The 13,390-nt window shown below is 34.0% G+C and carries 8 protein-coding genes; all 8 read right to left on the reverse strand.

Annotated features, from left to right (window positions below; translation table 11 throughout):
- Positions 1-381: 381 nt before the first annotated feature.
- Positions 382-903, reverse strand: a complete 522-nt coding sequence (locus JC605_RS12550) for a DUF3347 domain-containing protein (RefSeq protein WP_198856515.1) — start codon at positions 901-903, stop codon at positions 382-384.
- Complete coding sequence (locus JC605_RS12555) at positions 900-3,335, reverse strand: zinc-dependent metalloprotease (RefSeq protein ID WP_198856516.1); 2,436 nt, start codon at positions 3,333-3,335, stop codon at positions 900-902. The genes JC605_RS12550 and JC605_RS12555 overlap by 4 nt, the downstream gene beginning before the upstream one ends.
- A gap of 5 nt (positions 3,336-3,340) precedes the next feature.
- On the reverse strand, positions 3,341-4,765 hold the full coding sequence (locus JC605_RS12560) for a RagB/SusD family nutrient uptake outer membrane protein (RefSeq protein WP_198856517.1): 1,425 nt from the start codon (positions 4,763-4,765) through the stop codon (positions 3,341-3,343).
- Between the two features lie 4 nt (positions 4,766-4,769).
- Positions 4,770-8,405, reverse strand: a complete 3,636-nt coding sequence (locus tag JC605_RS12565) for a SusC/RagA family TonB-linked outer membrane protein (RefSeq protein WP_198856518.1) — start codon at positions 8,403-8,405, stop codon at positions 4,770-4,772.
- A gap of 133 nt (positions 8,406-8,538) precedes the next feature.
- On the reverse strand, positions 8,539-9,687 hold the full coding sequence (locus JC605_RS12570; protein ID WP_198856519.1) for a FecR family protein: 1,149 nt from the start codon (positions 9,685-9,687) through the stop codon (positions 8,539-8,541).
- 186 nt (positions 9,688-9,873) lie between these two features.
- The gene (locus JC605_RS12575; protein WP_198856520.1) at positions 9,874-10,443 is read right to left on the reverse strand and encodes an RNA polymerase sigma factor; all 570 of its coding nucleotides are present in this window, start codon (positions 10,441-10,443) and stop codon (positions 9,874-9,876) included.
- A gap of 453 nt (positions 10,444-10,896) precedes the next feature.
- A complete protein-coding gene (locus JC605_RS12580; protein ID WP_198856521.1) occupies positions 10,897-12,081 on the reverse strand; it encodes an MFS transporter in 1,185 nt (394 codons plus the stop codon).
- A gap of 45 nt (positions 12,082-12,126) precedes the next feature.
- Positions 12,127-13,347, reverse strand: coding sequence for a DUF763 domain-containing protein (locus JC605_RS12585; protein ID WP_198856522.1), 1,221 nt, complete (start codon positions 13,345-13,347; stop codon positions 12,127-12,129).
- Positions 13,348-13,390: the final 43 nt, after the last annotated feature.

The following is a 13,390-nucleotide window of genomic DNA, read 5'->3' on the forward strand; positions in this document are numbered from 1 at the left end:
AGGAAACCATTTTATTTAAAAAATGATATATATTATTTATCTGAAAAACTTACATATAAAAAACTATTCATTCTTTATACCTGACAAAAAAGAACATTTGCAAGATGTTTTTATTTTTGATATTCAAGAGCTCAAACAAATCTCAAATTCAATGAGAATTTCAATTGAAGCTTTAAAAGGAATAAATTAAAGCTCTGGAAAAATTATTAAACAATAAATAATCATCTAAAAAAATTATAAAAAAAGCCTTTTCTAAAATTTCTAGAAAAGGCTTTTTTATTTATAATCTAAAATTTGGTCACAAAAGCTGTGTATTTCAGAAACGACAAATACGGCTCCTTAAGAGACCGCATTTATCAAACTAATTCAAAATTAAAAAAACTACAAACTTGCTTTCACTTCGCCGCAAGTCAGCATATTTTTAGGATAGTACGGATTTTTGATTTCCTTACTATCACTTGTCCAAACTGCTCCAGTCATTGGGCAAACTTGTAAATATAATGTCTCATCTGCAGGTTTAAATTTTGAAACCTGATCCCAATATTTTACTGAAAGCGTTTCAAAAATCTTGCGCTGTTTATTGATGTTTTTTGTTGCTGTTAATGCTGTTGCCAATTCAATAATTTCTCTTCTTGAAGTGGTGGCTACATTCATATTTTCTAAGCTTAATTTCTTAAACTTGAAATTTTTTAAAGAGCTTTTTAAAGCTTCTGCATTTTTAACAACTGCTAAACTATCAGATGTCAAAAAGCTATTTTTTAAAGCTAAATAGCTTTTTGTAATTTCTTTTTTCTCTGCTTCACGTTTTGCAACCAACTCAGGAGTTACTTCTTCTTTTGAAGTTAGTTGTGCTTGTGCTAAAAAGCTAAAGAAAACAAATATTATAACTAATAAATTTTTCATGATGTAGGTTTATCTAATTTGGTAATGATTTTATCTATTTCTATTAAGATGCTTTCGTAGTGGTCTTTGTTGATTCCTGTTGAAGCACTCATCAATTTCGTGATATCTGTTTTTAACTTTAAAAGATGCTGTTTTCCATACAATCTCACATCACTGCGTTGTGCCGTATTCGAAGCTTTGCCAGGCTCTAGTTCTTTTGGCAATAAAAGCATTCCTAACTTTTCAATATAGCCTCGCTGAAAACTTCTTCTGTAATAATCTTGTTTTTCGTCTCCGCTAAATTTCACCCAAACGATTTGCTGTACATCGTTTAAAAACTCAGGAACTGTATAAGCTCCTTCAGATTGCATCGACTTCAAACTAATATTATAAAGCATTCCAGAGCTCAACAACATATTCAACACTTGATTCTGCTGATCTGAAATTTGGTCTTCTCTCTTTAAAGCAATAAGATCATCAATTTCTTGCGGATACATCCAAAGCGGTGAAACAAACAATTGTCTTCCTAAATAATCTATTGCCGCTTTTACTTTTGCTTTAGGAACTGGTTTATAAACTACTCCTTTTTCATCTACTGTTCTTTTTGTGATATAGTTGTTTCCGATATATTTTAGAACATGATACAAATACAATCCGTATTGTCTTACTACTGCTTTGTGCATGTCTGCTAAATTATCGTACGGATCGTTTGGCTGATAGGTCCATTCGATAAGATGAGGCACAACACGCTTTAAGTTTTTAATTCCGTAATCGCTCGCAAGTACTGCATCGTCTCCGAGATCTTCAGATTGACTACGCGGATCTTCGTCTTTACCTTCTCCTCCAAACCATAATTTCGGATTTGCTGTTAAACTATCGGTTGTTAATTTGGCCAATAATTTTTCTTCTTCAAATTCGTCTTTAGTGTTTGTATAATATTTATACCCCCATTCAACAGCCCATTTATCATAACTCCCAATACGCGGATAAAGGCCTTTTGGACTAATATTATCTTCTGGCTGTGCTACATAATTAAAACGGGCATAATCCATAATAGAAACAGTGTGTCCATTTTCTTCGACCCATTTTTTATCGCGAAGTTTTTCTACTGGAGTTGCACTGCTCGCTCCCATATTATGACGCAAACCAATCGTATGCCCAATTTCGTGAGAAGAAACAAAACGAATTAATTGTCCCATCAATTCATCATCCAGATGCATTTTTCTTGCTCTTGGATCTAAAGGCCCGGCTTGAATCATGTACCATCTTTGAACCAATTTCATTACATTATGATACCAGCCAACGTGGCTTTCCATAATTTCACCACTTCTTGGATCACTAATTCTTGGTCCGTAAGCATTTGGTGTTTCAGAAGCTAAATATCGTACTACAGAATATCTTGCATCTTCCAAACTCATGGTTTTATCATCTTCTGGCCATTCTTTACCTACAATAGCATTTTTAAATCCTGCCGCTTCAAAAGCTTTCTGCCAATCGTTGATACCTGCAATTAAATAAGGCCTCCATTTTTTTGGCGTTGCTGGATCGATATAATAAACAATTTGTTTTTTGGGTTCTACCAATTCGCCTCTCAAGTACTTTTTAATGTCTTTGTCTTTTGGCTCTAAACGGTATCGTTGCACAATAAATTTCTTTTGAGCGCGCTGTTCATCATCATCAAACAAAACATATTTATTAGCAAAATAACCTACCCTTTCATCAAAAAAACGTTTTCGCATTGGCGTTTTCGGAAGCAGTACAATAGAAGTGTTTAATCGTAATGTGATGCTTCCGCTACTTGCAGTAGAACTCGTGTAGGTTTTTGTTGTTTTGGCTTCAATATTAATGGGATATGTATCTATACTTTCAACAAAAGATTTATCATCAGCAAGAGAACTTAATTTTTTCTCTGTTTTGTCCTGACTTCCGATAGAAAACATCGCGTTATCTTTTTTGAAAACGTCTGTTACTTCAATAACTACATCTTTTGTGTCTGGATTGGTTGTTTTGATTGGAAAAGCAGCCACAATCGGATTTTCGTTGCTTCCTTCTAATGCTTTTGCCAGCATAGAATCGGCAGAACGAACATCTTGTCTGTATTGAAGCGATCTTAAATAGACTGTATTATTCGAACCTTTTTCAAAATAGATTGTCTGTTCGTTCGTTTTTTCTCCACCAAAACTTCCAAAACCTTCAGGCGTAGAAAGATATCTTGTTACAACCAACATGTATCGATTAAATAAACTGTCAGGAATCTGAAAGTAATATTTAGCATCAACTTGGCTAACAGTAAAAAGACCTGATTTGTTTTTAGCCTTATCTGTAATTACCTTATTATAAGCCTGCATGCCTTTTGGCTGTGTGCTGGTACTATCGGCTTTTTTTTCTGGAGTCTGGGCAAAACCATGCTGCCAAACCGACAGCATGATTAGGGAAATAATTATCTTTTTCATTGGAATTAAAACGGAACTTTTTCGTCTGTATTTAAAGTAAGTTTTGGATTTTTTGTCAATGCCGATAAAGGGAAAGGAACAATGTATAGTCTTGAATTAGGCTGTAAAGTATATGTTTTCTGCGGAACTGTTTTGTTTACAATTGGAAATACTCTCGTAACTGTCTTTGCATATTCAGATTCTGTATTCAGTCTTTTTAAATCAAAAAATCTATTAAAACCTAAAAGCAATTCTTTTCTTCTTTCGTTAATTACAAGTTCCATTGTTTCTTTTCTTGTAGCAGGAACCTCTAAGTTTATTGTACCTGATAAAATACGTTTTGCTCTTAATGTATTTAAAACATCTACCGATTCGCTAAGTCTATTTTCTCTCGCATAACATTCAGCAAGAATTAAATATACTTCTGTTGTTTTCATTCCAACTGTTGGGTAAAAGAATCTCGTATATTGAGTTGCCCAGTACGCTGTATTCGAACCTTGATCTAAATTGGTTGTACTTGTAGAATTGAAGAACAAATTAAAACGAGCATCGTTTGTTCCGAATAAATTTCGCAGTTCAGGACTAATAATATAACTCTGAGCAAAATTCATTTCATTATAACCTGTCATGTACATATAACTCAAAACCTCAACGTTATCTGCAGCTGGTACAGCAAGTGCCGTAGGTCCGCCTTTTGTATTATATGCTACCATATCAAAAATCTGATTGTTGTAGCTCAACGATTTTTGCGCTGCCGATTCTGCCTCTGCGATTTCACGTTTAAACAAATGCACTTTCGCTTTAAAAGCATAAGCAAATGCAAGTGACGGATGATAAACATCTTTTGGTTTTTCTTGAAGATATGGCAATGCATCTTCTATATCTTTCTGAATAAAATTGTAAACCTGAGCAACAGTAGCTTTTGCTGGCTGTGCTTCTAGATCAAATTTATCCATGATGCAAATTCCTCCATCAGTTGCAGCAGTCTGCGGGTCATAACCTTTTGCATAAGTATTTACCAATAAAAAGTGATCATAAGCTCTGTAAATTTTAGCTTCAGCTTTGGCTAATCTCTTTACGCTTTCATCTCCTTTACTGTTATCTACTAAAGAAATAATTGTATTCCATCGGTTGATATAGGTATAAGCTTGATTATAAAAACTTGAACCAGTCATTAAAGAAACTCGGTCTACGCTTTCGTCAAAAGTAAAATTAATGATATCGATGTTTGGCGTTCTTCCGATTACATTGGCTTCACGCATCCATTGATCATCTGACAAATACTGAAAGTTATTGATCGGGTAACCTCTGTTTGGCAGCGACACCAATTCAAGAAATTGTTCTGGCGTTTCTACCACCAAAGCTCCTTTTGGTGTAACATCTGTGTATTCTTCGCATGATGATGCTGTTAACATCACTAGCGTTATTAGTGTTATATATATCTTTTTCATTATTTTAAAGAGTAAGATTAAAACCAAGTAAATAAGTTCTTGGTAACGGTAAATTACGTGTAGCAGAGTTTGCACTATAAACTTCTGGATCAATATGATTTCCGGCAGCACTCCAATACCAAAGATTATTTACTTGAAAAGTAAACTTTGCCGATGCCATTTTAATTTTGTTTGCAAAAGCTTTTGGCAAATTATACCCTAATGATATATTTCTAAGTTTTATGTAATCGCCGTCTACAACATTTGCACTTGAATTTCTCCACTGACTGCTTATAGTTGTTGCGTAGTTTCTCATACTTTCGTCAAAATCTACATACAAACGAGTGTTTCCATTTCTGTTTGTATCTGTATAACGATCTGCAATTCCTGAAAGGTTCACTAAATCAGAACCCATATCAAGAGTTTCTTTGCGCATTACGTTTCCTCCAGAGAAAACAAACAAGAAATTCAAATCAAATTGTTTGTATGAAAAACGTTGAGAAATCGATCCCGTATATTTTGGCATCAAAGTTCCCATGTTAACCAAAGCATCTGGGTTTGTAACTGTTTTTACTGAAGTCGAAATTGGGTTTCCATTATCATCAAAAGTAATTGACGGATTTCCATTTTCATCCAAAACATAAGGATATCCGTTAACAGTTCCTCCATATTTGTAAGCATATAAACTATTGTATGCTTCATTTTCTAAAAAGTAATTTGCTGGCGAAGACACATAAACAGAAGCTGTAGATTGAGCTCTTGTAACTTTTTTAACCGTTGTTTCGTTGAAAGCAAAAATTAAGTTAGAAGAAATACGTAAATCACCTGTATTGTACCACTCAGATCCTACACTTAGTTCTACTCCTTTGTTTAACAATGCTCCAGCATTTATTCTTCTTGACAAAGCTCCAACTGTCGGATCTAGATCTGTTGTTGCTAACAAATCACTGCTGTATTTACGATACACATCAATACTACCATTTAACTTTGCACGGAATAAACTGTAATCAATACCCAAATTGGTACTTTGCGTTTTTTCCCATCTTAACATTGGGTTAGGCTGTGCTGTAATATTGGTATATTGTAAAGATTGATATAAGTTATCATTTCTTCTTGTTGCTGTAATATACGGAGTTGTACTTTGATCAATATTTCCGTTAATACCATAAGTAGCTCTTAATTTAAGCATGCTTACCCATTTTGTCTCTTTCATGAAATCTTCATTACTGACATTCCATCCTAAACCTACAGACCATAATGGACGATTTTTATACTTTGGATCTACTCCAAACAAATCGGCTCTATCAACACGGTAGCTTCCTGTAACATTATATTTAGATAAATAAGTATAACTTGCTGTGCTAAAAACTGAAAAATATCGATGTAAAATTTCAGTCTGTGTTCTTCCTAAAGCCGCTAGCGTACGGTTACTTCCATAAATATAACTCGCAACACCAGTTTGGCTTAACGCTAAATTATTAAGTACCGCAGAACTAAGTGTTACAGGATCATAACCGTATCTTAATTGCTCAATTGTTCTTGGTACAAAAGTTTCGCGCATTTCAAAACCAGCTAATGCATTAATAGAATGTTTTCCATCTGCAAAATCCTGATTAAAATCTAATTGATTTCTAAACGAATAATTACTCGCTTGACTGCTTGATTGTTTGTATCGGCCTCCTGATGAAAAACCATCTACATATGTATAAGCATTTGTTGTTGGATTGTATCCTGTTAAAGAGTTAATTGCATAACGCATTTTGTAAGAGTCAATATCATAATATTGCTCGTTATCATTTCGTCGTACTTCGTACTGAAATTGAGTGTTAAAGCTTAATCCTTTATATAATTTTGCTTTTACATTAGCAAAAGTTCTTAAGCTTAATGAATTTTGCTGTTCAATCCCTTCTTTAAGCGCATCTAAAACATTAAATTCTGTTGATTTGAAACCGCTTAAAGCTCCAATTTTTCTAGCCACATAAGGATTAATTACACTACCCGAAGTAAAACCGTCATTAATACCAACAAATGGTGACATTACAAGAGCTCCGTTATCATCTGTAATACGCTCGTATCTTTTTTGAATATCGTAATTATTGTAACTAGAATCGGTTACATCATCGTTACTGTACGTTCCGTTTACTCCAAATGTAGCATTCAGCCAGTTATTTAACTGAAAACTGCTTTTTGCATAAAGATTAAATGCACGGCTATTATTATACTTTATACGATTTTTTGATTCGTCGTAATTAAGTGACACATACGTATTCTGTCTCGTTGTGCTTCCAGAAAAAGCAATATTGTAACGTTGTCTAAATTCGTTCTGCCAAACATTATTGCGGTAATCTTTATTGTAATCGTTTTTTCTCCATTGCGCAATTGTATTATTATAATCAGCATTGTTGATTACGCCTTCTTCTAAATCTCTATTTAGCTGATAAAGCGGACTGTAATATTTCATACTGCTACTTCCAATATCGCCATAACTGTTGAACATAGTTGCTGTATCAGCATATCTTGCTCTTTCTCTATTATAAACCGCTTGCTCATAATCGATTAAATCGCTTGTAGAAGCATAATTCATATCCCTTAAATTAGGTTTTTCAGCAATAAAGAAATCAGAATTAATACTTACTTTCAGCCTACCATTTCCTTTTTTGGTAGTTAAAACGATAATACCGTTTGCTGCCCTAGAGCCATAAATAGACGCTGCCGCCGCATCTTTAAGAACATCTACACTTTCGATATCATAAGGATTAATATCGTCTAAAGTCAACTCCGTTGGAAGACCATCTATGACCAAAAGCGGACTATATCCAACTTGGTCAGAAAAAGTTCCCATACCTCTTAATATTGGTTTGTCTGCCGCCGACCCACTTGGATTTTTTTGAAACATTAAACCAGCCACACGGCCTTCAAGAGCGCTTGATAAATTGGCATTAATGTTTTCGTTTAAAACTTTTTCATCCACTTTAGCAATTGCACCTGTAAAATTGCTTCTTGCAATAGTCTGAAAACCAGTTACCACAACTTCTTTCATGGCAGCAACTTTGTCTTCAACAACAAGAGTAAGTTCTGTACGGTCATTAATGCCAAAAGATTTTTTTTCAATTGTTAATCCTGTACAATCCAAAACTCCATTTGATGGCACTTTTTCAAAATAAAAGCTACCGTCAAAATCAGTTACGCTAACTCGATTAGTTCCCCAAATGGTTACAGATACACCAGGAAAAGGCTCGTTTCTATTATTTACTACCTTCCCTCGTATATCTATCAATCCGTTTCCCCGCTCTTCGGTTTTTGGAGCCGTTACCACGATAGTTTGGTTGGTAATTGTATATTTTACATTTTGATTTTTAAAGATCTGATTTAAAACCTCATTTACATTCGCACTCTTAACACTAATGCTAACTGGTTTCGAATCTTTAAGCAATTTTTGAGTATAAAAAACTTCGTAATTAGCTTGTTTAGCCACCTCTTTTAGCACTTTTTCTAAAGGAGCATCTTTAAAGTTTATGGTAACACTTTGTGCTTGTCCAGTAAAACTGCACAACACCATAAAAACAGTGCATAGCGCCCATAAATGAGCAGAAAAATGAACTTTGGGAATCTTTTTTTTAAGTTTTTTGTAAGGTTTTTTTGGTTGTAAATTTAATTTCATACATTTACATTGGTTATAGTTAAACAATAGGTGGACACTTATATTGGCTATAAACTTTTTAAACAACCAGAAGCATCGCAACTGCCTCTGGTTTTTTAGTTTATAGACTCAATATAATCGGTTAAATAAGATCTTACGGATACACAATAATCGTCTTTCCTTCAACCTTAAATTTTATATTACTAAGCTCAAGTACTTTTAATACTTCAGACAAATTTTTATTTCTAAAAGTACCTCCGTTAAATCTCACATCAGAAACATCGCCGCGATATTCTACTTTAATACCGTACCAGCGTTCCAGCTGTTTCATTACCGATTTCAAATCAGCATTATCAAATTTAAATCGGCCATTTTTCCAAGCGATTGCAGCTTCCGTATCAACTTCTTTAACAGCAATCTTATTAGAACCGTCTGATACATTTGATTGCTGGCCTGGTTTTAAAATTGCTTTCTGATTTTTAGACGAAACCGCAACACTTCCTTCCAATAAAGTTGTTTTTACAACAGATTCATTATTATAAGCATGAACATTAAAATGCGTTCCTAAAACCTCGATTGTTTGATTATCAGATTTTACTAAGAAAGGTTTGTTTTTATTTTTAGCAACTTCAAAATAAGCTTCCCCTTCCAATTCAACAATTCTTTGATTTCCGTTAAATTGAGTTGGGTATTTGATAGAAGAAACTGCATTCAAGAATACTTTTGTTCCGTCTGCCAAAACAATATTATATTGTCCGCCTGTTGGTGTCGAAAGTGTATTGAACGAATTCGCATCTTCTTTTGAAGTATCAGCATTTGGATTTATCATATAAGTAATTACTCCGTTGGCATCCATTTTTATGGTTACCTCATCTTGATCTTCTTTAGCAATAATATCTTTTGAAGAAACATCAGATAGAACAATTTGTTTTCCGTTCGAAAGCGTTAAAATTCCTCTGTTTCCGCCCGGAGCAATTTCTTTTGGTTTTTCGACAACTTGAATATTTTCTTGTTTTACAACCGATTCCGATTTTGTAAAATAGAATAATCCTGCGCCAAATAACAAAGCAACAGATGCCGCCGCTGCAATACGCGGCCAAAGATTGATCACTTTTTTCTCTTTTGCCAAAGGAAGTCTCGATTTCAGATATTCGTAACTATCTTCTAGTTCGTACTCGCTAAGCTGTTTATTGCTATTTGTTGCTTTATGCAAATACCAAGCATCAAGTTTGTCTTTATCTTCATCAGATAAAGTGCCATTTTGATATCTTTTAAGCAGTTCTAGAAATTCAGTTTCATTCATAATTACAACACGAAATTTTGTCTTGTTTTATTATAAGACAGTTAGAAATGGGTTTTGTCATAGATGAAAATCAAAAAAATATTAATTTATCATTAATAAATTTCTCGAAACGTTAGTTTCTCTTTATTAATGAGGTTTTTATGAGTATATTTTATTTTAAAATTTAACAAAAAGAACAACAAAAATTTACCAGATAAAAATATTCAACGCAGATTTTAGTTTTCCGCGAAGAATTTTTAGCGAATTATAAACTTGTTGTTTTGCTGTTTTGTCTGTGATATTTAATTGAAGTGCAATTTCGTCATACGAAAGTTCTTCTACTTTTCTTAAAAGAAAAACTTCACGCATTTTTTCAGGAAGCAAAGCAATTTCATTTTCAATGATAGTTTCCAATTCTTTTTCTCGAAGTTTAGAATCAGCAAAAACATGATCATTTTCAATAAAATTTGAAAAAGAATCGGCATAACGCGAAACCACTTTTTCGTGTGCGATATGATTTAGAATTCTGTTTTTGGTTGCTTTGTATAAATAAGAAGATAGCGATCCTGTAATTTCCAACTCTTTACGTTTGTTCCAGATAAACAAGAATACTTCCTGAACAACATCGTTGGCTTCATCATGATTTCCAGTCATTTTGTAAGCATGGTTTACTAAAAGTCTGGAGTATCTTTCAAAAATTTCTGTATAGGCTAATTGATCATCTTCCTTAAGGAGATTTAATAAGATATGATCAGCATATTTGCTATAAACAGACATTAATTAATAAAAAGTGAGGATCAAAAACACAATATTAAACAATTTTAGTGTTAAAAGCCAAAAGATTGTTAAGTTTAGAAAAGCGCAAAGGATTTCGTAAACATTTTTGAATAAAATTCAATATGATTAATCTTAATAATATTGAACAGCAGTGTTCTAGTTTCAAAAAAAACTAATTTGGTTCGCAAAAGTTTAATTTATTGGCGAAAAGAAAAAGCCTGTAAAAATAAATTTACAGGCTTAAAAATAATCTTTTACCAGTTAAGTGAAATTGATTAAAGGCAGTTCTGACACATAAAAACATAGATTTACTTCTCTAAAAAGAATTACAAAGAGAAAAGCATTTCTCTCACACAGCCTTACTATGTATATTTAAGTAGTAAAATGACTTTTATGCTTACCAAAAAACTATGCAGCTATCTGTTAGAATAATTTCACACAACAAATTCTTAACTAAGACTTTTGTGTTTTTTTTCTAGCAATCTTTGCCCAATACAAAAGATATATAATTCCTAAAACGAGAATCAGAATATCAAATTTCATAATCTGCGGAATACGCATAATTTGATCGCTGTAATAACTTCCGCCTAAAAGCGCTCCACAACCAATTCCAAGTTCCATCGAAATATACATTGTGGCAACTGCTTTTCCTCTATGATCGGGATTACTCAAATCGATAGTCCAAGCGCTGACTGCTGGAGACAAAATCCCTGTACCAATTCCGTAAATTGCTGCTCCAACCAATAACATCTGAATATCTCTTCCTTCGCTTATTACAAAAAGTGCAAAAGCCGTTATAATTAATCCTGCCAATATCACTTTTGGTCGCCCATGTCGGTCTGAAACTTTTCCTGCTCCAAAACGAACTAAAACTGAGGCTACTGTAAAGGCAGTAAAGAATATACCTTTATTGGTTGCTCCAACATGCTCGCTCCAATCTGGAATTAAAGTCAAAATAAGTCCAAATGCCGTGTATGAAAGAAAAGTAATAATTCCTGCAGGAAATACATTTTTGTCTACGATATCTTTTCGTCCAATAATAAACATAGATCGGTTCAGCTTTTCTTTTGTAGCAAGAGTTTCTTTCATATTCATTACGATAATAATAGAGAAAAACGCCAAAAATGATGAGCAGTAAAACATCACATTAATTCCGTACAAATTCACAATCAAACTTCCTAATGCAGGTCCGAGCGCTCCACCAATACTAAAACACAATCCGTGCATTCCTAAAGCTTCACCCCATCTATGTTGCGGAATAATATCTGCCACATAGGCTGATGTCGATGTAGGTTTAAATCCTGTAGAAAAACCATGAACCAAACGCAACAATAAAAATCCGGAAACAGAACTCAAAATCGGATAAAGAAATCCGCATACCACACAAACCGAAGATCCGATTGCCATAACAGGAACTCTTCCCCATTTATCGGTAAGTTTACCGCTAAAAGGACGTGAAATTGCAGCCGTTAAAGTAAATAAGGAGATAATAAGTCCTTTGTATTCTGCTCCTCCCAAACTGCTTAAGTAGTTTGGAAGTTCAGGAATCATCATATTAAAACTTGATGAAAATAATAAAGAACTCAAACAAAGTAAAATGAATTGTAGGGTGTAGATTGATTTTTCGTTTTGTGACATTATTTGTTTTTTGATAACTAAAGGCTGATAAGGAATATCTATTTTTTAGAATAATTCCAACTGATTGTTTGGGTTTATAGGTTTCTTTTTTGGTGGTTTTGCATCTCCAAAAACGGTTTTTCCTCCGTATTTATGCGATTCTTCTCGTTCTCTCTGAACAAGAGCATCAAAATTTGAATTTGGAGTAAAGCTTTCTTCTGCTTTCCGCGAAATTTCAGATAGTTTCTGAATAGCGCTTAATTTGTCACTATTGCCAATTTTGGCTCGATTAATAGCTCTTTGAAGCGTATCTATGGTTTCATCGTAAATTTTTACAGGAACAGGAAACGGATGTCCGTCTTTTCCACCATGAGCAAAAGAAAAACGAGCAGGATCTTCAAATCGTGTTGGAGTTCCATAAATAATTTCGCTCACTAATGCTAATGACTGCAAAGCTCTTGGTCCCATTCCTTTTAAAAGCAGTAATTCTTCAAAATCTTCTGGTTTATTTTCGTGAGTTGTCCAAAGCATTGCGCCCAATCTTTTCATATTCACATCTTCTATTCTCACATCGTGATGCGCAGGCATAGAAAGATGCTGCATTTCTTTTATGATTTTAACCGGCGATTCTTTTACCAACTCTAAAATTCCTTCTCGAGATTTTGTAGCGGCGTTGGCAGTAAGGTTCAATATAGAACCTTGATTTTCGCCATAAATAAAAGTATGAGGTTCGTTTATAAAGGATTTCAAATCTTGAGAATGCCAATGGTATCTTCTCGCAGTTCTAGAATCTGGATTCATTCCTTGCTGAATAACAGCCCATTGCCCTTTATTATCGACAATAAAATTATGCTGATACAATTGGAATCCGTCTTGAATGGCAGTGTTATCTACTTTGGCGGTAAGTCGGCTGCAACTGGCAAGATTAACTCCATCAAGACCTGTTTTTTCGCCAACAAATAAAAGTTCCTGCGGGGTTGCCATAGAATACTTTCCTTTGCCTCCGCAGATATAAATTCCGAGCTCTTTTGAGTGCGGATTAACTGATTTTTTTAAAGCTCCAAGCACCGAAGTTGTAATTCCAGACGAATGCCAATCCATTCCCATAACAGCGCCAAAACTCTGAAACCAAAACGGATTGCTCAATTTACTGATAACTTCGGCAGTAGAAAATTCCATCGCAATGGTTTCAACAATTGCAAAACCAAGTTTAGACATTCGCTCAGCAAGCCACATTGGAACATGTCCATAATGTAAGGGAAGATCTGCCGTGCCTGAACGCTTCATTTGTGAGGAATTTATAATCCTGCAAAAATAATTCTTTTAATTG

The organism is Flavobacterium sp. IB48 (assembly GCF_016405855.1).
Taxonomy (GTDB): Bacteria; Bacteroidota; Bacteroidia; order Flavobacteriales; family Flavobacteriaceae; genus Flavobacterium; species Flavobacterium ginsengisoli.